This window comes from Streptomyces sp. NPDC046759 (assembly GCF_040645475.1).
Taxonomy (GTDB): Bacteria; Actinomycetota; Actinomycetes; order Streptomycetales; family Streptomycetaceae; genus Streptomyces.
This window is the reverse complement of the sequence record NZ_JBEYYJ010000039.1, coordinates 1-26,658: the sequence shown is the minus strand read 5'-3', so window position 1 is coordinate 26,658 and position 26,658 is coordinate 1. Positions and strand designations below refer to the sequence as shown.

Annotated in this window: 21 protein-coding genes, 1 tRNA gene and 1 pseudogene; 18 read left to right on the top strand and 5 right to left on the bottom strand. The window is 70.1% G+C overall.

All coding sequences use genetic code 11. From position 1 onward, the window contains the following. Positions 1 to 400: 400 nt before the first annotated feature. A tRNA-Arg gene (locus tag ABZ919_RS36610) sits at positions 401 to 472 on the bottom strand. Positions 473 to 695: 223 nt separating this feature from the next. On the opposite strand from ABZ919_RS36610, the pseudogene ABZ919_RS36605 reads away from it, so the two are divergent. The 17 genes and pseudogenes from ABZ919_RS36605 to ABZ919_RS36525 all read left to right on the top strand — a co-directional run. Then, positions 696 to 1,067 (top strand): annotated as a pseudogene (locus tag ABZ919_RS36605) (response regulator); the annotation flags it as partial. A gap of 358 nt (positions 1,068 to 1,425) precedes the next feature. Further along, a complete protein-coding gene (nrtL, locus tag ABZ919_RS36600; RefSeq protein ID WP_361256967.1) occupies positions 1,426 to 2,754 on the top strand; it encodes an ArgS-related anticodon-binding protein NrtL in 1,329 nt (442 codons plus the stop codon). Positions 2,755 to 2,807: 53 nt separating this feature from the next. Next, complete coding sequence (gene lysA, locus ABZ919_RS36595; RefSeq protein ID WP_361256965.1) at positions 2,808 to 4,199, top strand: diaminopimelate decarboxylase; 1,392 nt, start codon at positions 2,808 to 2,810, stop codon at positions 4,197 to 4,199. A gap of 150 nt (positions 4,200 to 4,349) precedes the next feature. Beyond that, entirely contained in the window at positions 4,350 to 5,642 is a 1,293-nt protein-coding gene (locus ABZ919_RS36590; RefSeq protein WP_361256962.1) for a homoserine dehydrogenase, read from the top strand. 6 nt (positions 5,643 to 5,648) lie between these two features. After that, positions 5,649 to 6,707, top strand: coding sequence for a threonine synthase (thrC, locus tag ABZ919_RS36585; protein WP_361256958.1), 1,059 nt, complete (start codon positions 5,649 to 5,651; stop codon positions 6,705 to 6,707). 250 nt (positions 6,708 to 6,957) lie between these two features. Further along, positions 6,958 to 7,875 (top strand): homoserine kinase, encoded by a 918-nt coding sequence (gene thrB / locus ABZ919_RS36580; RefSeq protein ID WP_361256956.1) that lies wholly within the window; start codon positions 6,958 to 6,960, stop codon positions 7,873 to 7,875. Between the two features lie 403 nt (positions 7,876 to 8,278). Further along, positions 8,279 to 10,270 carry a transcription termination factor Rho gene (rho, locus tag ABZ919_RS36575; RefSeq protein ID WP_361256953.1) on the top strand — a complete coding sequence of 664 codons (1,992 nt, stop codon included), beginning with the start codon at positions 8,279 to 8,281 and terminating at the stop codon, positions 10,268 to 10,270. 136 nt (positions 10,271 to 10,406) lie between these two features. Continuing rightward, positions 10,407 to 12,296, top strand: a complete 1,890-nt coding sequence (locus ABZ919_RS36570) for a trypsin-like serine protease (protein WP_361256950.1) — start codon at positions 10,407 to 10,409, stop codon at positions 12,294 to 12,296. Positions 12,297 to 12,492: 196 nt separating this feature from the next. Then, positions 12,493 to 13,629: an LCP family protein gene (locus ABZ919_RS36565; RefSeq protein WP_361256948.1), complete on the top strand. Its 1,137-nt coding sequence runs from the start codon at positions 12,493 to 12,495 to the stop codon at positions 13,627 to 13,629. A 262-nt stretch (positions 13,630 to 13,891) separates the two neighbouring features. Continuing rightward, positions 13,892 to 14,113 (top strand): 50S ribosomal protein L31, encoded by a 222-nt coding sequence (gene rpmE, locus ABZ919_RS36560; RefSeq protein ID WP_030740744.1) that lies wholly within the window; start codon positions 13,892 to 13,894, stop codon positions 14,111 to 14,113. Positions 14,114 to 14,220: 107 nt separating this feature from the next. Further along, on the top strand, positions 14,221 to 15,288 hold the full coding sequence (gene prfA / locus ABZ919_RS36555; protein ID WP_361256945.1) for a peptide chain release factor 1: 1,068 nt from the start codon (positions 14,221 to 14,223) through the stop codon (positions 15,286 to 15,288). Between the two features lie 51 nt (positions 15,289 to 15,339). Continuing rightward, entirely contained in the window at positions 15,340 to 16,185 is an 846-nt protein-coding gene (gene prmC / locus ABZ919_RS36550; protein WP_361256942.1) for a peptide chain release factor N(5)-glutamine methyltransferase, read from the top strand. A 61-nt stretch (positions 16,186 to 16,246) separates the two neighbouring features. Then, positions 16,247 to 16,894: an L-threonylcarbamoyladenylate synthase gene (locus ABZ919_RS36545; RefSeq protein WP_361256939.1), complete on the top strand. Its 648-nt coding sequence runs from the start codon at positions 16,247 to 16,249 to the stop codon at positions 16,892 to 16,894. Beyond that, a complete protein-coding gene (locus ABZ919_RS36540) occupies positions 16,891 to 17,568 on the top strand; it encodes a protein-tyrosine-phosphatase (RefSeq protein ID WP_361256936.1) in 678 nt (225 codons plus the stop codon). Before ABZ919_RS36545 ends, ABZ919_RS36540 begins: the two co-directional genes overlap by 4 nt. An 87-nt stretch (positions 17,569 to 17,655) precedes the next feature. Next, entirely contained in the window at positions 17,656 to 18,894 is a 1,239-nt protein-coding gene (gene glyA, locus ABZ919_RS36535; protein ID WP_361256933.1) for a serine hydroxymethyltransferase, read from the top strand. A 150-nt stretch (positions 18,895 to 19,044) separates the two neighbouring features. Continuing rightward, positions 19,045 to 20,373 (top strand): MraY family glycosyltransferase, encoded by a 1,329-nt coding sequence (locus ABZ919_RS36530; protein WP_361256930.1) that lies wholly within the window; start codon positions 19,045 to 19,047, stop codon positions 20,371 to 20,373. 89 nt (positions 20,374 to 20,462) lie between these two features. Then, on the top strand, positions 20,463 to 21,131 hold the full coding sequence (locus ABZ919_RS36525) for a class I SAM-dependent methyltransferase (RefSeq protein WP_361257057.1): 669 nt from the start codon (positions 20,463 to 20,465) through the stop codon (positions 21,129 to 21,131). 9 nt (positions 21,132 to 21,140) lie between these two features. On the opposite strand, the gene ABZ919_RS36520 is transcribed toward ABZ919_RS36525, so the two are convergent. The 4 genes from ABZ919_RS36520 to ABZ919_RS36505 form a co-directional block, all read right to left on the bottom strand. Then, complete coding sequence (locus ABZ919_RS36520) at positions 21,141 to 22,247, bottom strand: HAD-IIIC family phosphatase (protein WP_361256927.1); 1,107 nt, start codon at positions 22,245 to 22,247, stop codon at positions 21,141 to 21,143. 18 nt (positions 22,248 to 22,265) lie between these two features. Continuing rightward, positions 22,266 to 23,405, bottom strand: coding sequence for an acyl-CoA dehydrogenase family protein (locus ABZ919_RS36515; RefSeq protein ID WP_361256924.1), 1,140 nt, complete (start codon positions 23,403 to 23,405; stop codon positions 22,266 to 22,268). After that, the gene (locus ABZ919_RS36510) at positions 23,398 to 23,694 is read right to left on the bottom strand and encodes a phosphopantetheine-binding protein (RefSeq protein WP_361256921.1); all 297 of its coding nucleotides are present in this window, start codon (positions 23,692 to 23,694) and stop codon (positions 23,398 to 23,400) included. The genes ABZ919_RS36515 and ABZ919_RS36510 overlap by 8 nt, the downstream gene beginning before the upstream one ends. 75 nt (positions 23,695 to 23,769) lie before the next feature. Next, on the bottom strand, positions 23,770 to 24,618 hold the full coding sequence (locus ABZ919_RS36505; RefSeq protein WP_361256918.1) for a 3-hydroxyacyl-CoA dehydrogenase family protein: 849 nt from the start codon (positions 24,616 to 24,618) through the stop codon (positions 23,770 to 23,772). Between the two features lie 628 nt (positions 24,619 to 25,246). Between ABZ919_RS36505 and ABZ919_RS36500 the strand changes: the two genes are divergently transcribed. Further along, positions 25,247 to 26,658: polyketide synthase (locus ABZ919_RS36500; protein WP_361256915.1), on the top strand; the 1,412-nt coding region annotated here is incomplete at its 3' end.

Sequence of the window (26,658 nt, the reverse complement as noted above, 5' to 3'; positions counted from 1 at the left end):
CGTAGTGACTTGGACAGGATGTGGTTCAGGCCCCCAGCAAGCCGGCGCGATACCGAGGCAACAGTGACCACTGAAGCTTCAGGACACGAGCAGTACTACTGGGGACTGTTTTTTGCCCTCAAGGCGCGGCCACTGCACTGTGCTCTCCCGCGACGGTCAGCCGACCGAGATCGGCTAACGGCGGGGCACCGCCGATGAACCGACCCTCAGGCCCCTGGACTTGTCCCGGGGCCTCGTCGTTTGTTGGACTGACCTGGGCAGACGCCTCAAGATCCCGTCCACGCCTCGTCCACAGACCCCGGCATACGCCCGCTCAGCGCGGCACTTGGCTGCACATACGCGAAGACCCCGGCCTCAGCGTTTCCGCTGGTGACGGGGTCTTTGGGCACCTCATGCTGGGTGCCCCCGGCAGGATTCGAACCTGCGCACACGGCTCCGGAGGCCGTTGCTCTATCCCCTGAGCTACGGGGGCGTGTCGGCTGCGGAGCGCTTCGCTCGCGGCGACGGATAGAACACTAGCAGGTCCGGCGGGGTGATCAGGAACCCGTTTCTCGGGCGGCGACCGGGATGGCGGGCGCGGTAGCGGCCTGGGCGTTCACCGGGGCGGGTCCACCGTGTGTCGGAACGGTCCCCTGTACGGGGTGGAAGTGGGGAAAACCCGGACGCGGTGGCCGGCCCGGACCTACTCTCGACTTGTGCCAGGCGCTTCGGGCCGGGTGCTTGTTGTGGACGACAACAAGGTCATCCGGCAGCTGATCAGGGTCAACCTCGAACTGGAAGGGCTCGAGGTCGTGACCGCGGCCGATGGTGCCGAGTGTCTGGACGTGGTGCATCGGGTGCGGCCCCACGTAGTGACGCTCGACGTCGTCATGCCCCGGCTGGACGGTCTGCGCACCGCCGCCAGACTCCGCGCCGACCCGCGTACGCATCATCTGCCCCTCGCCATCATCAGCGCGTGCACGCAGTACGAGGTCGACACCGGTCTCGACGTCGGCGTGGACGCCTTCCTCGCCAAGCCCTTCGAACCGGCCGAGCTCGTACGGCTCGTCAAGCAGCTGATCGACCGCGGGAGCGGGGACGACGGCGACGGGGGAGACGGGCACGGCGGAGCACGAGGGCATCGAGGCGGGGGCGGGGGCCAGGGCGGAAGCGGCGATGGTGAGGGGGACGGGGACGCGGACGGAGACGGGGGCGACGGCGGGGTCCCTGACGTGGTCGCCAGGGGCTATGTCGGCGATGTCTCCGGTGACGCGTCAGGAGAGATCACCGGTGGCGTTCCGGAGGGAGTCTCCGATGGCGTACCAGGGGGATCTCCTCCGACGGTTAGGCGGGCCGGGAGCCGCGGACGGTGATCGGGCCGTAGAGCCCGTCTCGCAGTAAGAACCGCCTCGCCTACCCACCCCCTTCCTCCCCTACGCTTGTCCCGTGACCCCCGTCGAGCTCTCCCGCACCGTGCTGCACGCGGTGCGCTGTGCCGTCGACGACGGGGAGCTGCGGGTGAGCGTGCCCGAGCGGGTCGTGGTGACCGAGCCGGGGCCCGGGGGATGCGGCGACTTCGCCACCAACGTCGCTCTGCAGCTCGCCCGGCCGGCCGGGCAGTCGCCGCTGCGGGTCGCCGAGATTCTGCGGCCCCGGCTCGTCGACGCGGAGGGCATCCGGGACGTGGTCGTCACCGGGCCCGGGTTCCTCAACATCTGCCTCGACGCGCAGGTCGACCTCGTCACCGGGCTGGTCCGGGAGATCCGGGAGCGTGGTGCCGCCTACGGACACGGTGACGCGCTCGCCGGGCAGGTCGTCGCGCTGTGCGTGCCGTACGAGGTGCGGGCCGAGGCGATCGCCGACGCCGTCGTACGGATCGTCGCCACGCAGGGCGGGCGGGCCACCGTCGAGCACGGTGAGCCCGTGAATCTGCGGCCCGTGCCCGCGCCGGAGGACCCCGCCCCGCTCGGGGCCGACGCCTCCCAGTGGGCGCTGCTGTATCCCGCCCCGCACGACCGGCCCCGTATCACCGCCGATCACCTGGTCCAGCGCGAGGGCAATCCGCTGTTCCGGGTGCGGTACGCCCACGCCCGCATCCGCTCCCTCGGCCGCAACGCCGCCCGCCTGGGCTTCGCCGCCGAGCCGGGCCCCGTCGGAAGCGGCACCAGCGGCACCACCAGCGTCACCGTCACCGGCACCACCAGCGTCACCGTCACCGGCACCACCAGCGTCACCGTCACCGGCACCACCAGCGTCACCGTCACCGGCACCGGCGCCCCCTCCGCCGACAGCATCGACTGCATCGACAGCATCGACAGCATCGACTGCATGGACGGCATGGACGGCACCCAGAGCATCGGTATTGACGGCTTCGGCAGCCCCGTCGCCCCCGTCGCCCCCTCCACCGACGCCCCGGTCTCCACCTCCCCCCACCCCCCGCGCGCCACCGCAACCCCCACCCCCTCCGCCACCCTCACCCCCACTCCCACTCCCCTCTCCGACCCCCACTCCCCCCTCCGCGACCTCCTGACCGCCCTGACCGACCACCCCCGCATCCTCACCGCGGCCGCCACCCACCGTGCCCCGGACCGGCTTGCGCGGCATCTCGTCACCGTCGCCGATGCCGTGCTGCCCTTCCTGCCCTCCGTGCTTCCCCGCGGCGAAGAGAAACCCTCGGCCGCCCACCGCGCCCGGCTCGCTCTCGCCGAAGCCGCCGGGACGGTGCTGGCCGGCGGCCTGTACCTGCTCGGCATCGACGCACCCGAACACCTCTGAGGCCCCTCGCGAGAGACGCCCGGAGAGAGACAGAGAGTCTGAGAGTCACCGTCATGAGCCGTTCCGCCCACCCCGCCGGGCCCCGTCACGCCGATGTCCTGCCCGAGGGGCACTACTCCGCGCCGCCCGCCGACCTCAACGCCCTCGACCAGAAGGTCTGGTCCCAGACCGTCGCGCGCGACGCCGACGGCGTCGTCACCGTCGGCGGCGTCGACGTGAAGACCCTCGCCGAGGACCACGGCACCCCCGCGTACATCCTCGACGAGGCCGACTTCCGGGCACGCGCGCGTGCGTGGCGTACGGCTTTCGGGGCCGGCGCCGACGTCTTCTACGCCGGCAAGGCCTTCCTGTCCCGTGCCGTCGTGCGGTGGCTGCACGAGGAGGGGCTCAACCTCGACGTCTGTTCCGGCGGGGAGCTGGCCACCGCCCTGTCCGCCGGGATGCCCGCCGAGCGCATCGCCTTCCACGGCAACAACAAGTCGACGGGGGAGATCGAGCGGGCCGTCCGCGCCGGTGTGGGGCGGATCGTGCTCGACTCCTTCCAGGAGATCGTGCGGGTCGCCCACATCGCGCAGTCCCTGGGCAAGCGGCAGAAGGTCCAGATCCGGATCACCGTCGGGGTCGAGGCGCACACGCACGAGTTCATCGCCACCGCCCACGAGGACCAGAAGTTCGGCATCCCGCTCGCCGGCGGGCAGGCCGCCGAGGCCGTGCGGCGCGCACTGCAGCTGGACGGGCTGGAGCTGATCGGGATCCACTCCCACATCGGGTCGCAGATCTTCGACATGTCCGGTTTCGAGGTCGCCGCCCATCGCGTGGTCGGGCTGCTCAAGGACATCCGCGACGAGCACGGGGTGGAGCTCCCCGAGATCGACCTCGGGGGCGGCCTCGGGATCGCGTACACCAGCGGCGACGATCCGCGTGAGCCGCACGAGATCGCCAAGGCGCTGACCGAGATCGTCAGCCGGGAGTGCGAGGCCGCGAAGCTGCGCACCCCGCGGATCTCCGTCGAGCCCGGGCGCGCGGTCGTCGGGCCGACCGCCTTCACGCTCTACGAGGTCGGCACCGTCAAGCCGCTGGACGGTCTGCGGACGTATGTGTCGGTCGACGGCGGTATGTCCGACAACATCCGGACCGCGCTGTACGACGCCGAGTACAGCGTGGCGCTCGTGTCCCGGGCCTCCGACGCCGAGCCGATGCTCGCCCGCGTGGTCGGCAAGCACTGCGAGAGCGGGGACATCGTGGTCAAGGACGCGTTCCTGCCCGCCGACCTGGCGCCGGGCGACCTGATCGCCGTACCGGCCACGGGTGCGTACTGCCGGTCCATGGCCAGCAACTACAACCATGTGCTGCGGCCGCCGGTGGTCGCCGTGAAGGACGGCGAGGCCCGGGTGATCGTCCGGCGTGAGACGGAGGAGGACCTCCTGCGCCTCGATGTCGGATAGCGCCCGCCCCGCAGTCGGGGCTGGAAGATCTTCGGTCCTCCAGCCCCGAACAAATGAAATACATGTCTCAGGATCCGGACGAAGGGTAGAAACTGCCGTCCGGTGAGTGAGACTGGTCCAACCGTAGACGGTAAGAGGAAACGAGGTCGGATGATGCGTACGCGTCCGCTGAAGGTGGCGCTGCTGGGCTGTGGAGTGGTCGGCTCAGAGGTGGCGCGCATCATGACGACGCACGCCGACGACCTCGCCGCCCGGATCGGCGCCCCGGTCGAGCTCGCGGGGGTCGCCGTGCGGCGGCCGAGCAAGGTCCGTGAGGGCATCGACCCCGCCCTCGTCACCACCGACGCCACCGCCCTCGTCAAACGCGGGGACATCGATGTGGTGGTCGAGGTCATCGGGGGGATCGAGCCGGCCCGGACCCTGATCACCGCCGCCTTCGAGCACGGCGCGTCCGTCGTCTCCGCCAACAAGGCCCTGCTCGCCCAGGACGGGGCCGCGCTGCACGCCGCGGCGGAGGAGCACGGCAAGGACCTGTACTACGAGGCCGCCGTCGCCGGTGCCATCCCGCTGATCCGTCCGCTGCGCGAGTCCCTCGCCGGCGACAAGGTCAACCGGGTGCTGGGCATCGTCAACGGCACCACCAACTTCATCCTCGACAAGATGGACTCCACGGGGGCCGGCTACCAGGAGGCCCTCGACGAGGCCACCGCGCTCGGGTACGCGGAGGCCGATCCGACCGCCGACGTCGAGGGCTTCGACGCCGCCGCCAAGGCCGCGATCCTGGCCGGGATCGCCTTCCACACGCGCGTGCGCCTCGACGACGTCTACCGCGAGGGCATGACCGAGGTCACCGCCTCGGACTTCCGCTCGGCGAAGGAGATGGGCTGCACCATCAAGCTGCTCGCCATCTGCGAGCGGTCCAAGGACGGTGCGTCGGTCACCGCGCGCGTGCATCCCGCGATGATTCCGCTGAGCCACCCGCTCGCCTCCGTGCGCGGCGCGTACAACGCCGTCTTCGTGGAGTCCGACGCGGCCGGCCAGCTGATGTTCTACGGCCCCGGCGCCGGCGGCGCTCCCACCGCCTCCGCCGTGCTCGGCGACCTCGTCGCCGTCTGCCGCAACCGGCTCAACGGCGCAACGGGGCCCGGTGAGTCCGCCTACGCCGCCCTGCCCGTCTCGCCGATGGGCGAGGTCGTCACGCGCTACCACATCAGCCTCGACGTCGCGGACAAACCGGGTGTTCTCGCCCAGGTCGCGACCGTGTTCGCCGAACACGGCGTGTCGATCGATACGGTGCGCCAGCAGGGCAAGGACGGCGAGGCCTCCCTCGTCGTCGTCACCCATCGCGCGTCCGACGCCTCCCTGTCCGGGACCGTCGAGGCGCTGCGCAAGCTCGACACCGTGCGGGGTGTCGCCAGCATCATGCGGGTTGAAGGAGAGTAACCAGCTATGACCCACCAGTGGCGCGGAATCATCGAGGAGTACCGGGACCGGCTGCCGGTATCCGACACCACGCCGGTCGTGACGCTCCGCGAGGGCGGCACGCCGCTCGTGCCCGCGCAGGTGCTCTCCGAGCGCACGGGCTGTGAGGTCCATCTGAAGGTGGAGGGGGCCAACCCCACGGGGTCCTTCAAGGACCGCGGCATGACCATGGCCATCTCCAAGGCCAAGGAGGAGGGGGCCAAGGCGGTCATCTGCGCCTCCACCGGCAACACCTCCGCCTCCGCCGCCGCGTACGCGGTGCGGGCCGGCATGGTTTCGGCCGTTCTCGTGCCGCAGGGCAAGATCGCCCTCGGCAAGATGGGCCAGGCCCTCGTGCACGGCGCCAAGATCCTCCAGGTGGACGGCAACTTCGACGACTGCCTCACCCTCGCCCGCAACCTGAGCGACAACTACCCGGTGGCGTTGGTCAATTCGGTCAATCCGGTGCGTATCGAGGGCCAGAAGACGGCCTCCTTCGAGATCGTGGACATGCTCGGCGACGCCCCCGACATCCACGTCCTGCCGGTCGGCAACGCGGGCAACATCACGGCCTACTGGAAGGGCTACAAGGAGTACGCCGCCGACGGGATCGCCACGAGGACCCCGCGCATGTGGGGCTTCCAGGCCTCGGGCAGCGCCCCGATCGTGCGCGGCGAGGTGGTCAAGGACCCGTCGACGATCGCCACCGCCATCCGCATCGGCAACCCGGCGTCCTGGAGTTACGCCCTCGCCGCACGCGACGAGTCGGGCGGTGCCATCGACGAGGTGACGGACCGTGAAATCCTGCGCGCCTACCGGCTGTTGGCCGCGCAGGAGGGCGTCTTCGTGGAGCCCGCCTCCGCCGCCTCCGTGGCCGGTCTGCTGAAGGCCGCCGAGCAGGGCAAGGTCGACCCGGGCCAGAGGATCGTGTGCACGGTCACCGGCAACGGCCTGAAGGACCCCGACTGGGCCGTCGCCGGTGCCCCGCAGCCGGTCACCGTCCCGGTCGACGCGGCCGCGGCGGCCGAGCGCCTGGGCCTCGGCTGAGCGTCCGGCGACCCGGGTTTTCCCAGACAGGGGTGCACAGGGGGCTTACGACACGCATCGTGCGCCTCCTGTGCGCCCTATGTCGCGACAGAACCTTCCTTCGATAGGCTGTACTGAACCCGCCCGCTGCATATGCCTGGCACATGGCTGCGCATCCGGGTGACGCCGCGCCGTCTGCGCGGCCCGAGGGTCTCCACGTACGTATCGAATGTCTTCGACAGTCACGCAGTTCAAGGAGAGTCAACGAGCGATGGCCGGTCCAGCGTTCCGCGCCGCCGCCGTCCGGGTGCGCGTTCCCGCCACCAGCGCCAATCTCGGCCCGGGCTTCGACGCCCTCGGCCTCGCGCTGGGGCTCTACGACGACGTGGTCGTCCGGGTGGCCGACTCCGGACTGCACATCGACATCGCGGGGGAGGGCAGCGAGACCCTTTCGCGTGACGAGTCTCACCTTCTCGTCCGCTCTCTGCGCACCGCGTTCGATCTGCTGGGCGGACAGCCCCGTGGCCTGGAGATCGTCTGCGCCAACCGCATCCCGCACGGCCGTGGCCTCGGCTCCTCCTCCGCCGCCATCTGCGCCGGCATCGTCGCCGCCCGGGCGGTGACCATAGGCGGCGAGGCCCGCCTGGACGACGCGGCGCTGCTGGAGCTGGCCACCGAGATCGAGGGCCACCCCGACAACGTGGCCGCCTGCCTGCTCGGCGGTTTCACGCTCTCCTGGATGGAGTCCGGCGCCGCCCGGGCCATCAGGATGGAGCCCAGTGATTCCATCGTTCCGGTGGTTTTCGTACCCGGAAAGCCGGTCCTGACCGAGACCGCGCGCGGCCTGCTGCCGCGCACCGTGCCGCACGTCGACGCCGCCGTCAACGCGGGCCGTGCCGCCCTGCTCGTCGAGGCCCTCACCCGGCGCCCCGAGCTGCTGCTGCCCGCCACCCAGGACCGCCTGCACCAGGAGTACCGCGCCCCGGCCATGCCGGAGAGCGCCGCGCTGGTGGAGCGGCTGCGCGCCGACGGCATCCCGGCCGTGATCTCCGGCGCCGGACCCACCGTCATGGCGCTGGCCGACGCCGACAGCGCCGACAAGGTCGCCCACCTCGCGGGTGAGGGCTGGGCCGCCAACCGGCTGGACCTGGACGTCCAGGGAGCGAGCGTGTTGCCGCTTGCGCCCTGACACACGGTTGCCGGATTTCGAGAGGGGGAATGTTTGTTGGATCCGGTAGTGTTAATCTCAAGTCTGCACCCGACCCCACCATGGCGAGGTGCCTCGTGTCCCAGTCCGGGACAGACATTCTTCCGGGAGCCTCCCGCGCCACTCCGTGTTCCGTGCGCCGTACCTGGGCAGTACGTCGTATGCGGACATTGAGCGGGCCGCCGGGCACACTCCGGAATCGGTGCTACCACGCCACGTGACACTGGGTGTCACGGCTCGCGGAAGCGCCACCACCGCACATTTCTTCCGCCGCTTTGGCGGACCACCGCCCCGGCACGGTTCACGGAAGACAGGACCGTAGCCGGACAGCACAACCGGTCGCCGAGCCAGACAGGCCGACGTCCGCTCCAGGGAAGGACCCTTCGTGAGCGACACCACCGATCTGATGGGCGCACGTGTCGAGGAGACCGCTGCCGCGCCCGCCACGGACGCCTCCGCGCCTGCCACCGGTGCCGGCTCCCGGCGGCGCCGCGGTACCGGCCTCGAGGGCATGGTGCTGGCCGAGCTGCAGCAGGTCGCCTCGGGCCTCGGCATCAGGGGCACCGCGCGGATGCGCAAGAGCCAGCTGATCGAGGTCATCAAGGAGGCGCAGGCCGCCGGTGGGGGTGCCCCCTCCGGGGGAGCCGCCCCCAAGGCCGAGACCGCCACCGAGACCAAGCCCAAGCGCCGCGCCACCTCCAAGGCCCGTACGGGTGAGGTTGCCGTCGACGGCGAGAAGAAGGCCGACGCCAAGTCCGAGGCCCCCGCCGAGAAGGCCGTGGCCCAGCAGCAGATCGAGATCCCCGGCCAGCCGGCCTCCGACGACGCCCCGACCGAGCGCCGTCGCCGCCGTGCCACCGCCGAGGCCGGCAGCCCCGCCGCCGGCGCCGAGACCGTCGCCGCCGAGGCCAAGGCCGACTCCAGGGCCGAGGCGCCCGCCCAGCAGCCGCAGCAGGGCGACGCCAGGGGCGACGCCGGTGACGGCGAGGGCCGTGGCCGCCGGGACCGCCGTGAGCGCGGCCGCGACCGCGACCGCCGTAACAAGGGTGACGACCAGCAGGGCGGCCAGCAGCGTCAGCAGCCGGGCCAGCAGCAGGGCCGCCCGGACGGCCGCCAGGACAACCGGCAGGACGACGACGACTTCGAGGGCGGCCGCCGTGGCCGTCGCGGCCGCTACCGGGACCGCCGTGGCCGCCGTGGCCGCGACGACATCGCCGAGCCGCAGCTCGCCGAGGACGACGTCCTGATCCCCGTCGCGGGCATCCTGGACATCCTCGACAACTACGCCTTCATCCGGACCTCCGGCTACCTGCCGGGCCCGAACGACGTCTACGTCTCCCTCGCCCAGGTCCGCAAGAACGGCCTGCGCAAGGGTGACCACGTCACCGGTGCGGTCCGCCAGCCCAAGGAGGGCGAGCGCCGCGAGAAGTTCAACGCGCTCGTCCGTCTGGACTCCGTCAACGGCATGGCCCCCGAACACGGCCGTGGCCGCCCGGAGTTCAACAAGCTGACCCCGCTCTACCCGCAGGACCGGCTCCGCCTGGAGACGGACCCGGGCGTGCTGACCACCCGCATCATCGACCTGGTCTCGCCGATCGGTAAGGGCCAGCGCGGTCTGATCGTGGCCCCGCCGAAGACCGGTAAGACCATGATCATGCAGGCGATCGCCAACGCGATCACGCACAACAACCCCGAGTGCCACCTGATGGTCGTCCTCGTCGACGAGCGGCCGGAAGAGGTCACCGACATGCAGCGGTCGGTCAAGGGCGAGGTCATCTCCTCGACCTTCGACCGCCCGGCCGAGGACCACACCACGGTCGCCGAGCTCGCCATCGAGCGCGCCAAGCGCCTGGTGGAGCTGGGCCACGACGTCGTCGTCCTGCTGGACTCCATCACGCGTCTGGGCCGTGCCTACAACCTGGCGGCTCCGGCCTCCGGCCGCATCCTGTCCGGTGGTGTCGACTCGACCGCGCTGTACCCGCCGAAGCGGTTCTTCGGTGCGGCGCGCAACATCGAGGACGGCGGTTCGCTGACCATCCTGGCCACGGCTCTCGTGGACACCGGGTCCCGCATGGACGAGGTGATCTTCGAGGAGTTCAAGGGCACGGGCAACATGGAGCTCAAGCTCGACCGGAAGCTCGCGGACAAGCGCATCTTCCCGGCGGTCGACGTGGACGCCTCCGGTACCCGTAAGGAAGAGATCCTGCTGGGTGCCGAGGAGCTGGGCATCGTCTGGAAGCTGCGCCGGGTGCTGCACGCGCTCGACCAGCAGCAGGCGATCGAGCTGCTGCTCGACAAGATGAAGCAGACCAAGTCGAACGTCGAGTTCCTGATGCAGATTCAGAAGACGACGCCGACGCCCGGGAACGGCGACTAGTCGGTAGAGGTAGAGACTGGGTAAGAAAGAGGGCCGCCCCCCGTCACATCGGTGACGGGAGGCGGCCCTTCGGCGCTGAGAGGTACGGGCGCGGCTCACGCGCCTCTCCCGACTCACCGCTTCATGGGGGACTCTTTTGTCCACACCTCTGCCCGGCAGCGGCCGGCACAGACGCCGCATACGCATCGGCCTGCCCGTCGCCGCCGCCGGTGCCGCCGCGGCTGTCGCCGCCGCGCTGCTGACCGCCTCGGCCGGTGCCGCGACGGCCTCGGCGTCGCCGACCGTCAAGCCCGCGACCAGCTCGGCGTCGCTCTCCACGCTGACGGACCGCGTCGCGGGTGCGCTCGCCACCGACAAGGACTTCAAGAAGGCCGCGAAGACCAAGGACGCGCAGGGCGGAGGGACGGCTTCCGCGTCGTCCTCCGCCACGGTGCCCGGCTCCGGGACCTCGTCCGGCTCGTCGTCGACGTCCACCGTCAGCCCGATGATCATCGGCGGCACCACCACGAGCATCACCTCGGCTCCGTGGATGGCCCAGCTCTGGTACTACGACGACAAGGGCACCAGCAGCACCAGCGACGACGTCGGCTTCTTCTGCGGTGGTGCCGTGGTCGCGCCGACGAAGATCCTGACCGCCGCGCACTGCGTCAAGGGCTTCGACTGGCACGCCAACGGTGCCGTCGTCACCGGCACCGACCAGCTGCCCACCACCGACTCCTCCGGCAGCACCGACCTGCACGGCGGCACGGTCTCCGGCGTGTGGCGGCAGTGGAACCACCCGTCGTACAACGCGACGGCCATCGACAACGACATCGCCGTACTGACCCTGCCGAGCCCGGTCAAGGCCACGCCGATCCGCATGACGACGTCGACCGACACGGCGTCCTACGCGGCCGGCACGAGCGCCAAGGTCTACGGCTGGGGTCGTACCAGCTCCACCAGCCAGGACATCTCGCAGACGCTCAAGACGGCGACCCTGCCGATCCAGTCCGACAGCACGTGCGCGACCGCCTACAAGCAGCCCGACGGCAGCGACCCGTTCATCGCGGGCCACATGGTCTGCGCGGGCAACCCCGCGACCGGCAGCGACTCCGGCACCACGGCCACCTGCAACGGCGACTCCGGCGGCCCGCTGGTCGTGAACAACCGCATCGTCGGCATCGTCTCCTGGGGCGTGGAGAACTGCGTCGCCAAGGGTTCCTACAGCGTGTTCAGCAAGGTGAGGACGTACGTCGGCGCCGCCTACCCGCGCATCGACGACTCCAACCTCAGCGGTGACCACAAGGCCGACCTGTTCGTCCGCAGCCACTCCACGTCCACCGGCTACGAGAAGGACTCCCAGGGCACCTCGTTCGGGGCCCGCGTCTCCTGGGGCAGCTTCTCGGGCTACGACACGATCCTCCAGACGGACCTGGACCGGGACGGCTACCAGGACTTCGTCCTGCGCCGCAGCAGCGACGGGGCGGTCTTCTGGCTGCACTACGTCCCGGCCACCCAGAGCTGGAGCAAGAAGGAGATCTTCAGCAACTGGTCCACCCGGAAGTTCACCGTCGCCCCCGGTGACGTCACCGGCGACTACCTGCCCGACCTGCTCTCGGTCGACTCCTCGGGCATCCTGTGGATCTACCCGGGCAAGGGCGACGGCACCTTCGCCGCCCCCGTCGAGGTCGGCTCCGGCTGGGGCCAGTACAACTCCCTGCGCGGCCACGGTGACTTCGACGGCGACGGCAAGGCCGACCTGATCGCCCGCCAGAGCGGCACCGACGACGTGTACCTGTACCGGGGCACCGGCACGTCCGGCTCGGGGGCCTTCGCCTCCCGGATCAAGGTGCGCAGCGGCTGGACCGGCTACAACGCCTTCGACGCGGTCGGTGACGTGACCGGTGACGGCAAGGCCGACTTCCTGGCCCGGACCTCCGGCGGCACCCTCTACCTGTACCCCGGCACCGGCAAGGCGACCAGCGAGATCTTTGCCACAAGGATCTCGGTCGGCACCGGTTTCCAGGCCTACGACATCTGGGGCTGAAACCGCAGGTGAGCGAGGCTCGCCGCCCGTAATCCGGTTACGCACAGTGCCCACCGCCGCCCGCGGTGGGCACTGTGCGTTGTGCAACTCTTTCCCCGGTTTCTCCGTCTGGCCTTACGGAGCGACGATGGAGCGGTACCGACCGCGCCTGACCCTGAAAGCAGGGGGTAACCGACCGCAGAGACCTAGGAGCGATGTGTCCGCCGAGAGCACGCCGGAACCCGTCATACCCGAGCCGGGCGGCACCGGCCCCCGTGAGCGAGGCAAGGGCCGCCGCCGCAAGGAACACGGCAGCCACCGCAAGGCGCTGCTCGCCGTGGCCTGGACGGCCGCGGGCGTGGTCGTGCTGGGCGGTGCGGGCGCCGGGTACCTGTACTTCGAGCTCAACGGCAACATCCGGAGCGTCGACATCGACCAGGCCCTCGGCAACGACCGCCCGTCGAAGATCGACAACGGCTCCGAGAACATCCTGGTCCTCGGCTCGGACACCCGCTCCGGCGCCAACAGGAAGATCGGCGGCGGTACCGACGACGGCAGCGCCCGCTCCGACACCGCGATGATCGTCCACGTCTACGAGGGCCACAGGAGGGCCAGCGTGGTCTCCGTCCCGAGGGACACCCTGATCGACCGCCCGGCCTGCACCGACACCAAGGGCACCACGCACCCGGCCGCGCACGGCGTGATGTTCAACGAGGCCTACTCCACCGGCGGCGCCGCCTGCGCGGTGAAGACCGTCGAGTCCCTCACCGGCATCCGCATGGACCACTACCTGGAGGTCGACTTCGCCGGCTTCCAGCAGCTCATCGACGAGCTCGGCGGCGTCCCGGTCACCACCACGAAGAGCATCGACGACCCGCAGAGCCACCTGAACCTGCAGGCCGGCAGCCACACCCTGAACGGGCAGCAGGCCCTCGGGCTCGTCCGCACCCGGCACGGTGTGGGCGACGGCTCCGACCTGGGCCGCATCCAGCTCCAGCAGGCCTTCGTCAGGGCGCTGATGGACCAGGTCAAGCACCTCGGCGTCCTCACCAGTCCCAGGAAGCTGTACGACCTCGCCGACACCGCCACCAAGACCGTCACCACCGACTCCGAGCTCGGCTCGGTCAACTCCCTGGTCGGCTTCGCGGACGGCCTCAAGGGCATCAGCGCCAAGCACACGACCATGATCACCATGCCGGTCCGGTACGACCCGGCCGACCCCAACCGCGTGCTCATCGAGAAGTCCAACGCCCAGCTGGTCTGGGACGCCCTGAAGAACGACCGGCCCATCCCGAAGTCGGCGACCGAGGGCACGGCCACGGGCGAGGCCAAGGGTGTGGTGAACGCCCCGTGAGGAGCGCGGGGAACCGCGCGACGCGCCCCGACAAAACCCGCGCCCGCGAACGGTGATCAAGCGGCACCCCGGGGATCAGCGGCCCCCCGGTGGGCGACGGCACACCAGTGGGCGACGGCCCACTCACCCGCAGGAATAGAACAACCGCACCCCCGGTTTGGGTGGATGGCCCCAGTCCTGGCAGACTGGTACGTCGGCTCCGGTTCACGTTCCCGCACCCCGCGGCAGCGACCCGGCGCCCTCCCGAAACCTAGGAGACACCTTGAAGCGCGACATCCACCCCGCGTACGTCGAGACGCAGGTCAGCTGCACCTGCGGCGCGTCGTTCACCACCCGCAGCACCATCGAGTCCGGCACCATCCGGGCCGAGGTCTGCTCCGAGTGCCACCCGTTCTACACGGGCAAGCAGAAGATCCTCGACACCGGTGGCCGTGTGGCCCGCTTCGAGGCCCGCTTCGGCAAGGCCGCCGGCTCCAAGAAGTAGCGAGCCCCATTTCGCCGGTCCACGGCCGTACGCCCTCGCCGGGCGTGCGCCGGGACCGGCGTTTTTGGTCGCCCGCCAGCCCTTCACCCGCAGTACAGGAGCCACAGATGTTCGAGGCCGTCGACGAACTCGTCACCGAGCACGCCGATCTGGAGAAGCGGCTCGCCGACCCGTCGGTCCACGCCGACCAGGCGAACGCGCGCAAGCTGAACAAGCGATACGCCGAGCTCACCCCGATCGTCGCCACGTACCGCTCCTGGAAGCAGGCCGGTGACGACATGGAGACCGCGCGCGAGCTCGCCGCCGACGACCCCGACTTCGCCGCGGAGGTCAAGGACCTGGAGAAGCAGCGCGAGGAGCTCACCGAGCGCCTGCGCCTCCTGCTGGTCCCGCGCGACCCGAGTGACGACAAGGACGTCATCCTGGAGATCAAGGCGGGCGCGGGCGGCGACGAGTCGGCCCTCTTCGCGGGCGACCTGCTGCGGATGTATCTGCGCTACGCCGAGCGCGTCGGCTGGAAGACCGAGATCATCGACGCCACCGAGTCCGAGCTAGGCGGCTACAAGGACGTCCAGGTCGCCGTGAAGGCGCGCGGCCAGGCCGAACCCGGTCAGGGCGTGTGGGCGCGGCTGAAGTACGAGGGCGGTGTGCACCGCGTGCAGCGCGTGCCGGCGACCGAGTCCCAGGGCCGTATCCACACCTCCGCCGCGGGTGTCCTCGTGACCCCGGAGGCCGAGGAGGTCGACGTGGAGATCAACCCGAACGACCTCCGCATCGACGTCTACCGGTCCTCCGGCCCGGGCGGCCAGTCGGTCAACACCACCGACTCCGCGGTGCGCATCACGCACCTCCCGACCGGTGTCGTCGCCTCGTGCCAGAACGAGAAGAGCCAGCTGCAGAACAAGGAGCAGGCGCTGCGTATCCTGCGCTCCAGGCTGCTCGCCATGGCGCAGGAGGAGGCCGAGCGGGAGGCGGCCGACGCCCGCCGCAGCCAGGTCCGCACGGTCGACCGTTCCGAGAAGATCCGCACCTACAACTTCCCGGAGAACCGCATCTCGGACCACCGCGTCGGCTTCAAGGCCTACAACCTGGACCAGGTCCTGGACGGCGACCTCGACGCGGTCATCCAGGCCTGCGTCGACGCCGACTCGGCGGCGAAGCTGGCGGCCGCGTAGGACGCGGACGCGCGTACGAGGACGAGTACGAGCACGACACGGAGGACTCGCGTGAACCTGCTGCTCGCGGAAGTGGCCCAGGCCACCCAGCGGCTGGCCGCCGCCGGCGTGCCCTCGCCGCGCAACGACGCGGAGGAGCTCGCCGCGTTCGTGCACGCCGTGAAGCGCGGCCAGCTGCACTCCGTGAAGGACTCGGACTTCGACGCCCGGTACTGGGAGGTCATCGCCCGGCGCGAACAGCGCGAGCCGCTGCAGCACATCACCGGGCGGGCCTACTTCCGCTATCTGGAGCTGCAGGTCGGACCGGGTGTCTTCGTGCCCCGGCCCGAGACGGAGTCCGTGGTCGGCTGGGCCATAGACGCGGTACGCGCCATGGACGTCGTCGAGCCGTGCATCGTCGACCTGTGCACCGGTTCCGGCGCCATCGCGCTCGCCCTGGCCCAGGAGGTCCCGCGCTCCCGCGTGCACGCCGTGGAGCTCTCCGACGAGGCCCTGGTGTGGACCCGGAAGAACGTGGCCGGGTCCAGGGTGGACCTGCGCCAGGGTGACGCCCTGACCGCCTTCCCGGACCTCGACGGCCAGGTCGACCTGGTCATCTCCAACCCGCCGTACATCCCGCTCACGGAGTGGGAGTACGTCGCCCCCGAGGCCCGCGACTACGACCCCGAGCTGGCCCTTTTCTCGGGGGAGGACGGCCTCGACCTCATCCGGGGCCTGGAACGCACCGCGCACCGTCTGCTCCGCCCCGGCGGCGTCGTCGTGATCGAGCACGCCGACACCCAGGGCGGCCAGGTGCCGTGGATCTTCACCGAGGAGCGGGGCTGGGCCGACGCGGCCGATCACCCCGACCTCAACAACCGCCCCCGGTTCGCGACCGCCCGCAGGGCGCTGCCGTGAGCACCCCGACGCCAGTGATTTCCGAAGCCCCGCATTTCGTGTACGAGGAGGCCCGCTAGACATGGCACGGCGATACGACACCAACGACGCGACCGACCGCGCGACGGGTCTGCGCGAGGCCGCGTCCGCCGTCCGCCGGGGCGAGCTGGTGGTGCTGCCGACCGACACGGTGTACGGCATCGGCGCCGACGCGTTCTCCTCGGAGGCGGTCGCCGACCTGCTCGCCGCCAAGGGCCGGGGCCGCAACATGCCCACCCCCGTCCTCATCGGCTCCCCGAACACCCTGCACGGCCTGGTCACGGACTTCTCCGAGCTGGCCTGGGAGCTGGTCGACGCCTTCTGGCCGGGTGCCCTGACGATCGTCGCCAAGCACCAGCCGTCCCTGCAGTGGGACCTCGGCGACACCCGTGGCACGGTCGCCGTGCGCATGCCGCTGCACCCCGTCGCGATCGAGCTGCTCACCGAGGTCGGCCCGATGGCCGTCTCCTCCGCCAACCTCACCGGGCACCCGGCGCCGGAGCACTGCGACGCAGCCCAGGAGATGCTCGGCGACTCCGTCTCCGTCTACCTCGACGGCGGCTCCACCCCGGGCAACGTGCCGTCGTCCATCGTGGACGTCTCCCGCGAAGTGCCGCTGCTGCTGCGGGCGGGCGCGATCTCGGCGGAGGAGCTGCGCAAGGTCGTACCCGACCTCGAGGTGGCGAATTGACGGCCCCTGAAGCGGGGCGTGGCATAGGCATCGGGGAACGTGTCGCGGAGGAGACGGCCACCTTCGGCTTTCCGCGCGACACCTTCCGCATCCTCCATGTCAGCACCGGCAACGTGTGCCGCTCGCCCATCACCGAGCGGCTGACCCGCCATTTCGTGGCCGAGCGGCTCGGCGTCCTCGGCGGCGGGCTGATCGTGGAGAGCGCGGGCACCTGGGGCCACGAGGGTGCGCCGATGGAGGCCAACGCGGAGGCCGTGCTGTCCGAGTTCGGTGCGGACACCTCCGGCTTCGTCGGCCGGGAGCTGCTGGACGAGCACGTCATCAGGGCCGACCTGGTGCTGACGGCGACCCGGGACCATCGGGCGCAGGTGATCTCGATGGGGCATTCGGCGGGGCTGCGCACCTTCACCCTGAAGGAGTTCACCCGCCTGGTCCGCGCGATAGACCCCGCCACGCTGCCGCCCCTGGAGGACGGCGTGGTCATGCGCGCCCGTGCGCTGGTGCGTGCGGCCGCGGCTCTACGCGGGTGGCTGCTGGCCCCGACCCCGGAGGCGGACGAGGTCTACGACCCGTACGGGGCGCCGCTGCCGTTCTTCCGGTCCGTCGGGGACGAGATACACCAGGCGCTGGATCCGGTGGTGACCGCGCTGACGGGTGTTCCGGCGCGGATGTAGCGCTCTCGTACGGCTGCAATGCCGGGCGTTCCGGACATCTCGGGCCTACATTGGTCCCACGTCCCCGTCGACGCCCGGGAGCCCACCATGGCGGTCACCCCTGCCCTTGAGGCCGACGTCCTGCGCCATCAGGACCCTGTACTCGCCGAGATCCTGCTCGGAGAGCTCGCGCGGCAGTCCACCACCCTCCAGCTGATCGCCGCCGAGAACTTCTGCTCGCCGGCCGTGCTGGCCGCCCTCGGGTCGCCGCTCGCGAACAAGTACGCCGAGGGCTATCCCGGCGCCCGGCACCACGGCGGCTGCGAACTCGTCGACCTCGCCGAACGCGCCGCCATCGACCGCGCCACGACACTCTTCGGCGCCGAGCACGCCAACGTCCAGTCCCACTCCGGTTCGTCGGCCGTCCTGGCCGCCTACGCCGCCCTGCTGCGCCCCGGGGACACCGTCCTCGCCCTCGGCCTGCACTACGGCGGCCATCTGACGCACGGCTCGCCCGCGAACTTCTCCGGCCGGTGGTTCGACTTCGTGGGGTACGGCGTGGACGCGGAGACCGGGCTCATCGACCACGACCAGGTGCGTCACCTGGCCCGCAACCACCGGCCGAAGGCGATCGTGTGCGGCTCGATCGCCTACCCCCGGCACATCGACTACGCCTTCTTCCGCGAGGTCGCCGACGAGGTCGGGGCCTATCTGATCGCCGACGCCGCGCATCCGATCGGGCTGGTCGCCGGCGGTGCGGCGCCCAACCCGGTGCCCTACGCCGACATCGTGTGCGCGACCACCCACAAGGTGCTGCGCGGGCCGCGCGGCGGGATGATCCTGTGCGGGAGCGAGCTGGCCGAGCGCGTCGACCGGGCGGTGTTCCCCTTCACACAGGGCGGCGCGCAGATGCACACGATCGCCGCGAAGGCGGTCGCCTTCGGCGAGGCGGCGACTCCGGACTTCGGCCTGTACGCCCATCAGGTGGTCGCCAACGCGCGGGTGCTCGCCGGTCACCTGGCGGCCGAGGGCCTCACGGTCACCACCGGCGGCACGGACACCCATCTGATCACCGCGGACCCGGCCCCGCTCGGCGTGGACGGCCGCAGCGCGCGCGGCCGGCTCGCCGCCGCCGGGATCGTCCTGGACTGCTGCGCGCTGCCGCACGGCGACGGCCGCGGCCTGCGCCTGGGCACGGCCGCGGTGACCACGCAGGGCATGGGGGAACCGGAGATGGTGCGGATCGCCGCGCTGATGGCGGCCGTGCTACGCGGCGAGAGCGAGCCGGCGCGAGCGCGGGACGAGGTCCGTGAGCTCTGCGGTGGATTTCCGCCGTATCCCGGCTGAACGCAGTGGGCGACAGCCCCGTACAGCTTGCTGTGTGGCGTCGTCCACAGCCATGGGTGCAACCATCCTGGACACCCGGAAGTCCCCAACCATATACGTCCACCGCTAGTGTGTGGGCTGTGATGGCCAGCGAGAACCGTGGGGAAGCCTGTGCGTGAATACCTGCTGACGCTCTGCATCACGGCCGCGGTGACGTACCTGCTGACAGGGCCGGTACGGAAGTTCGCGATCGTGGCCGGGGCGATGCCGGAGATCCGGGCGCGTGACGTGCACCGGGAACCCACTCCGCGCCTCGGCGGTATCGCCATGTTCTTCGGCCTGTGCGCGGGGCTGCTGGTCGCAGACCACCTGACCAACCTCAACGAGGTCTTCACGAAGTCGAACGAGCCGCGAGCCCTGCTCTCCGGCGCGGCCCTGATCTGGCTGATCGGCGTCCTGGACGACAAGTTCGAGATCGACGCGCTGATCAAGCTGGGCGGCCAGATGATCGCCGCGGGCGTGATGGTGGTCCAGGGCCTGACGATCCTGTGGCTGCCCATCCCGGGCGTCGGCAACGTGGCGCTGACCCAGTGGCAGGGCACGCTGCTGACCGTGGCGCTCGTCGTCATCACGATCAACGCGGTGAACTTCGTGGACGGCCTGGACGGCCTCGCGGCCGGCATGGTCTGCATCGCGGCGGCAGCGTTCTTTCTGTACTCGTACCGGATCTGGTACTCGTACGGCATCGAGGCCGCCGCCCCGGCGACCCTGTTCGCGGCGATCCTCATGGGTATGTGCCTGGGCTTCCTGCCGCACAACATGCATCCGGCGCGGATCTTCATGGGCGACTCCGGCTCGATGCTGATCGGCCTGGTACTGGCGGCGGGGGCGATCTCGATCACGGGCCAGCTCGACCCGGACGCGCTGAACCTGTACGTGGGTTCCGAGAAGGCCGCGGTGCACGCGACGGTACCGGTCTACATCCCGCTGCTGCTACCGCTGACGATCATCGCAGTGCCGGCGGCCGACCTGGTCCTCGCGATCGTCCGGCGCACCTGGCGAGGTCAGTCGCCGTTCGCCGCGGACCGCGGGCATCTGCACCACCGGCTGCTGGAGATCGGCCACTCGCACAGCAGGGCGGTGCTGATCATGTACTTCTGGTCGGCGCTGATCGCCTTCGGCGCGCTGGCGTACTCGGTCAACTCGGCGTCGATGTGGATCGTGCTCAGCGTGGTGTTCCTCAGCGCGATCGGTCTGATCCTGCTGCTGCTCCCGCGCTTCACGCCGCGTGCTCCGCGCTGGGCCGAGCGCTTCGTGCCGCCGCGCTACCGGCGTCCGGCCGCGGCGCCGGCGCTTTCCGCCGCAGCGGGCGGGGCCGACGGGACCTGTGACGGCCATGAGACCGAGGAGCGCAGCACGCCGGTCGCCGCCGGTGTGGCTTCGGTCAACGGAGCGACTGCCATGGGCGACCGTTCACGCCTCCGGGGCACGTTGCGCTGACAGGCGCCGACACAAGGAAAGAGCGATCAATTCTCAGTTCGCTCCACCGGCCCTTGCGTAACATTATGTCCCGCTACTATCTTGAGGCGATGGCTACTCAAATAATGTCCTCGCCGGAATTACTCTCCTATGTGCGTGACGTTTCCCTGCGTGACGACGAGATATTGCGCGGCCTTCGCGAACTGACGGGTGAACTGCCCATGGGGCAGGCCATGCAGGTAATGGCTGAAGAAGGGCAGTTGCTCGGTTTCCTGGTCGGCCTGACGGGCGCCCGGGACGTGCTGGAGATCGGAACGTTCACCGGCTACAGCACCCTGTGCATGGCTCGCAACCTCGCGCCCGGCGGACGCGTACTCACCTGCGACATCAGCGACAAGTGGCCCGCCATCGCCCAGGAGTACTGGACGAAGGCGGGCGTGGCGGACCGCATCGACGTCCGTATCGGAAATGCCGCCGAAACCCTTACCGGTCTGATCGCCGAAGGAAAAGCGAACACCTTCGATTTCGCCTTCGTCGACGCGGACAAGGAGAATTACCGTCGCTATTATGAATTGTCGCTGGAACTGGTGCGGCCGGGCGGACTCGTCGTCCTCGACAACACCCTCTTCTTCGGTCGGGTCATCGACCCAAAAGTTCAGGATCCCGACACCGTCGCGATCCGTGAGCTGAATTCCTTCCTGCACGACGACCACCGGGTGGAGATATCACTCCTCCCGATGGCCGACGGCATCACCTTGGTGCGCAAGAAGGCGTGCTGAGCACGCCGGTCAGTGCACCGGACCCGCGGTGGCCACTCGGTGGTCCACAGCCAGGTCCGGTGCACTGACCCGGATCGTCGCGTGCGGCTCACGGCGATCCGGCACCAGGTGCAGCCGCTGCAGATCCTCGGCTCCTGCGTCGGCCAGCGCGTCCTGGCACGCACAGGACTCCTCGCCGAGACCGGCGAACCGGTAGGCGATCTCCATCATGCGGTTGCGCTCCGTGGGTCGGAAGTCGGCCACCACGTGGGCACCCGCACGGGCGGCCTGGTCGATCAGCCAGTTGAGGATCGCCGCACCCGCCCCGAACGACACCACCCGGCAGGAGGTCGCCAGCAACTTGATGTGCCAGACGCCCGGCTGCGTCCGAAGCAGCAGTACGCCGACCGCGCCGTGCGGCCCGAAACGGTCGGCCATGGTCGTCACCAGCACCTCGTGCCCGGCATCGGCCAGCAGATCGCGCAGCGCCGCATCGGAGTAGTGGACGCCCGTCGCGTTCATCTGGCTGGTGCGGAGCGTGAGCTCCTCCACGCGCGACAGCTGCTCCTCGGTCGCACGGCCGATGCGCATCTCCAGCTCCAGCGAGCGCAGGAACTCCTCGGTCGGCCCGCTGAAAACGGCCTGCTCCGCCTCACGCCTGAAGCCGGCCTGGTACATCTGGCGGCGCCGCCGCGCATCCACGGTGACGTTCCGCGGACTGAACTCCGGCAGGTTCGCCAGCTCCAGCAGCCGGTCGGCGGTGTAGCAGCGGACCTCCGGCAGGTGGAAGGAGACCTCGGCCCGCTCGGCGGGCTGGTCGTCGACGAACGCGACGGTGCCGTACGCGAACCTCAGCTGCTCCGCGATGTCCCGCACCGAGTCCGACTTCGGCCCCCACCCGATCCGCGGCAGGACGAAGTACTCGGCGAGCCCCAGCTCCTCCAGCTTGGCCCAGGCCAGGTCGTGGTCGTTCTTGCTGGCCACCGACTGCAGAATGCCCCGGGAGTCCAGCTCGACGATCAACTCCCGCACGCCGTCCGCCGGCCGCACCGCGTCGCCCTCCGACAGCGTGCCTTGCCAGAGCGTGTTGTCCAGGTCCCAGACCAGGCACTTCACCGTGGTCGGCACTTCAGACATGCAGATCCTCCAGGATGGTCACTGCGCCGTCGCCACGGCGTGCTGCGCCAGAATCAACTGGCAGATTTCGTTGCTGCCTTCGATGATCTCCATCAGCTTCGCGTCCCGGTACGCGCGCGCCACGACATGGCCGTCCCGCGCCCCGGCCGAGGCCAGCACCTGCACGGCCGCCGCGGCACCGCGGGCCGCGTGCCCGGCGCTGACGTGCTTGGCCAGTACGGTCGCCACGACCTGATCCGGGGAACCGGCGTCCCAGCACGCGCTGGCATGCGCGCATGCCTGGGCCGCGACCTGCTCGGCCGCGTACAGCTCGGCGAGATGCCCCGCCACCAGCTGGTGCTCGTGCAGCGGCTTGCCGAACTGGACCCGCGAGGCGGCGTGCCGCGCCGCGGCGTTCCGGCAGGCGCGCAGGATGCCCACGCACCCCCAGGCCACCGAGATACGGCCATAGGCGAGGGCGGTGGTCACCAGCAGCGGCAGGGGCATGCCCGGCGTGCCGAGCAGGCTGGACAGAGGCAGCCGCACCGAGTCGAAGCGCACGTTCGCATGCCCGGCCGCGCGGCAGCCCAGCGGGTCGGCGACCCTCTCCACGTGCACGCCGGGCGCCGAAGCGGGCACCACGACGACCGCCGCGCCGTCCTCGCACTGCCCGAACACGACCAGTAGATCCGCGTAGTGGGCAGCGGTCATCCACACCTTGTGGCCGGTGACCACGACGGAGTCGCCCACCACCTCGATCTTGGTGCTCATGGCGGTCACGTCGGAGCCGGCCCCGCTCTCGCTGAAGCCGACCGCGGCCAGCCGGCCGCCGACCAGCTCCGGCAGCAGCAAGGCCGACTGGTCCTGGTTGCCCAGCCGCTGGATCGTCCAGGCGGCCATGCCCTGCGAGGTCATCACACTCCGCAGCGAGCTGCACAGACTGCCCGCGTACGCCGTCAGCTCACCGTTGTCCCGGCTGCTGAGGCCCAGCCCGCCCAGCTCCCCGGCGACCTGTGCACACAGCAGTCCCCGCTCCCCGGCGGAGCGCAGCACGTCGAGGGGGATCTCGCCGGCCAGATCCCAGGCCTCGGCCCGCCCGTCGACGAGGGAGTCGAGGAGAGCGCGTCCGTCGGCGAGCCGGTCGCCGTCAGCGGGCTCGCCGACGTGCCGGTCAGGCATGGCCGGCCGCAGCCGACGCGGCCCGCAGCCGCAGCACCAGCTCCGTCATGCGCTGCACGGTCCGGAAGTTCTCCAGCTTGAGATCCGCGCCCACGACGGCGACCTGGTAGGTCTGTTCGAGATGGACGACCAGCTCCATGGCGAACATGGAGGACACCAGACCGGAGGCGAACATGTCCTGATCCGGCGTCAGCGCCGTCTTGGTCTTGGTCTCCAGGAAGCCCAACAGCTCCTGCTTGACGGACTCGGCGCTCAACGTGGCGCCCTGCGCGGTCTGTTCAGTGCTCACCGCAACACCTTTCGGCTTTCAGTGTGACTTTCAGGGGTCTGCGACTCTCGGTGCGTGTATGCCAGTACGCGTATCTCAGTACGCGTAGAAGCCCCGGCCGGACTTGCGGCCGAGGTCACCCTGGCGGACCTTCTCCAGCAGCAGGTCGGCGGGCTTGCAGGAGGGGTCGCCGGTGCGTTCGTGGAGAACCTGGAGGGAGTCGGCCAGGTTGTCCAGGCCTATCAGGTCGGCCGTGCGCAGCGGACCGGTCGGATGCCCGAGGCAGCCCTCCATCAGCTCGTCCACCGCCTCCACCGTCGCGGTGCCCTCGCCGACGATCCGTGCCGCGGCGTTGATCATCGGATGCAGCAGCCGGCTCGTGACGAAGCCCGGCGCGTCCCGCACGATGACCGCCTTGCGGTTCAGGGTGGACAGCAGCTCGACGACGGCCGCCACGGCGGCGTCACCGGTCTGCGGGCCCCGGCTGACCTCGACCATCTTGATCAGGTACGACGGGTTCATGAAGTGCGTGCCGAGCAGTTCCTCGGGCCGGGCCACCGACCGGGCCAGCTCGGCGATGGGGATGCCGGACGTGTTGGAGATCAGCGGCGTCCCGGGCCGTACGGCCGCCGAGACCTCGGCCAGCACCTTGGCCTTCTCCGCCGGCAGCTCCACGATCGCCTCGATGACCGCGGTGGCGTTCGCCGTGTCCGCCAGGTACACACTGGTCGTCAGTTCGCCGGGCGCCGTGCCCGCGGGAAGCGCGCCCATCAGCTGAGCGTGCCGTAGCTGCTGTTCGATCCTGACGCGCGCGGCCCTCAGCGTCGTGTCGTCGACGTCGACCAGGGTGACGGGGACGCCGTGTCCGAGTACCAGGGCAGCGATCCCCGTACCCATGACCCCCGCTCCCACGATGGCCACTTGACGGGCTGTCGGTTCACTCATCGTGCCGGACACACTCCTTCACGCTCACCGGGCCGGCTCATTCCGGCTGTCAGGGATGGGGGCATGCTCGTGTGCGCGAGCCACGGACGCGGTCGTCACCGGCGGCGCGGTGGACGGCAGTGGGCTTCCTGCACAACAACAGGACAGAGGACGGGCGTTCACTGTGTGGAGGAGACGCCGAAACAAGCCGCACTCGCTACGCCAGCCTGGTGACACGGGGTCATACGTGAACCAGGGGCCTGGGCGGCCTCCCCCTTGATCGCTGACTGCAACCTAGCACGGCGTCCGAGGCGGGGGAAGGACGGCCCAACTCCCTTTCCTGGGAGTGAATCTGCAACGGTAGTCGGCCTGCCGTAATCACGCGTGACCTGCAACACAGTTCACAGATGCGGCAGCACAGTCGGCGGCTGCTGCGGCGACGGTGGAACGCCGCAGGCGACGGGCCAGGGGAGTGTTGGCGGGTGCATCGTCGCGGTCAGAACTTTCTTGACTTCAGAACGCATGTTTGGGTTAGGGTGCGAATGGCTTGCAGGATGTACGTCGTTGCACCCGGAGGGCGCAGTCGCTCTCCCAGGGACCGCGCGGGTGCAATGTCCGCTTTCCATGCTAGACGGGGGATCTTCACAGTATGTCGGTCGACATGCGTGTCTTAACCGATGATTACATCGCCATCATCGGTACTTCTTGCCGCTTTCCGGGCGTGTCCAGTGTCGCCGAATTCTGGCAGCTGCTGAAAGACGGACGTTCCGTCGTTCCCGGGAAGATGGAAAAGGTCGAGGAATTCGACCCGAGTTTCTTCGGAGTTTCCCCTCGCGAGGCCGCCGCGATGGACCCGCAGCAGCGTCTCGCGCTGGAATTGGCGTGGGAAGCGCTCGAGGATTCCGGCATCGCTCCGCCGAGCCTTCAAGGCCGCTCGACAGGCGTGTTCGTCGGCGCCATGTGGGACGACTACGCGATGCTCACCCACCGCCAGGCTCCCGCCGCCGTCGGCCAGCACGCCATGACCGGCCTGGCCCGCAGCATCATCGCCAACCGCGTCTCCTACGTCCTTGGCCTGCGCGGACCCAGCATCACCGTCGACACCGGCCAGTCCTCCTCCCTCGTCGCCGTGCACCAGGCCGCCCAGGCGCTGCGCGGCGGAGAGTGCACCCTCGCCCTGGCCGGCGGGGTCAACCTCGTCCTCGCCCCCGAGAGCACCGAACGCTCCCAGAAATTCGGCGGACTTTCCCCCGACGGGGAGTGCCGTACCTTCGACGCACAGGCGAACGGATATGTCCGCGGAGAGGGCGGCGGAATCGTCGTCCTCAAGCGACTCTCCGAGGCCATCGCCGACGGGGACCGCATACTTTGCATCATTCGCGGCAGCGCGGTGAACAATGACGGAGGCGGACCGGGACTCACCGTTCCGCACCAGGCGGCACAGGAAGAAGTCATCGGTCTCGCATGCGCACGCGCCGGCATTGACCCCACCGCCGTTCAGTATGTCGAACTTCACGGAACCGGCACACGTGTGGGCGATCGGGTCGAAGCGGCGGCCCTCGGAGCCGCTTTCGGCCGGGGGCGCCCGAGTGGAAATCCGCTGCGCGTCGGATCGGTGAAGACGAATCTCGGGCACCTGGAAGGCGCGGCCGGTGTCGCCGGACTCATAAAGGCTGTTCTGTCGATCAGACACGGGCTTATTCCGGCGAGCCTCAACTTCAAGGAACCCCCGGCTGACATTCCACTGGATTCGCTCCGGCTACGGGTTCAGACCGAGTTGGAAACCTGGCCCCAGGAAGCCGATTCACGCGTTGCGGGTGTGTCGTCCTTCGGCATGGGCGGGACCAATGCGCATGTGATTGTGGAGGAGGCTCCGGAGGTTTCGGGGTCGGTGGTCGAGGGTGCGGGTGTGGTGCCTTCGGTGGTGCCTTCGGTGGTGCCGTGGGTGGTGTCGGGGCGTGGGGAGGGGGCGTTGCGGGCGCAGGCGGGGCGGTTGCTGTCCTGTGTGGGTGAGGGTGTGTCGTTGGTGGATGTGGGTTGGTCGCTGGCGGGGCGGGCGGC

What these genes read in the sequence shown, in the direction of transcription:
- ABZ919_RS36520 (WP_361256927.1), bottom strand. Translation starts at nt 22,247, where the DNA reads ATGTCTGAAGTGCCGACCACGGTGAAGTGCCTGGTCTGGGACCTGGAC.
- ABZ919_RS36590 (WP_361256962.1), top strand. Translation starts at nt 4,350, where the DNA reads ATGATGCGTACGCGTCCGCTGAAGGTGGCGCTGCTGGGCTGTGGAGTG.
- ABZ919_RS36515 (WP_361256924.1), bottom strand. Translation starts at nt 23,405, where the DNA reads ATGCCTGACCGGCACGTCGGCGAGCCCGCTGACGGCGACCGGCTCGCC.
- ABZ919_RS36505 (WP_361256918.1), bottom strand. Translation starts at nt 24,618, where the DNA reads ATGAGTGAACCGACAGCCCGTCAAGTGGCCATCGTGGGAGCGGGGGTC.
- ABZ919_RS36545 (WP_361256939.1), top strand. Translation starts at nt 16,247, where the DNA reads ATGGCACGGCGATACGACACCAACGACGCGACCGACCGCGCGACGGGT.
- ABZ919_RS36525 (WP_361257057.1), top strand. Translation starts at nt 20,463, where the DNA reads ATGGCTACTCAAATAATGTCCTCGCCGGAATTACTCTCCTATGTGCGT.
- lysA (WP_361256965.1), top strand. Translation starts at nt 2,808, where the DNA reads ATGAGCCGTTCCGCCCACCCCGCCGGGCCCCGTCACGCCGATGTCCTG.
- glyA (WP_361256933.1), top strand. Translation starts at nt 17,656, where the DNA reads ATGGCGGTCACCCCTGCCCTTGAGGCCGACGTCCTGCGCCATCAGGAC.
- thrC (WP_361256958.1), top strand. Translation starts at nt 5,649, where the DNA reads ATGACCCACCAGTGGCGCGGAATCATCGAGGAGTACCGGGACCGGCTG.
- prfA (WP_361256945.1), top strand. Translation starts at nt 14,221, where the DNA reads ATGTTCGAGGCCGTCGACGAACTCGTCACCGAGCACGCCGATCTGGAG.
- thrB (WP_361256956.1), top strand. Translation starts at nt 6,958, where the DNA reads ATGGCCGGTCCAGCGTTCCGCGCCGCCGCCGTCCGGGTGCGCGTTCCC.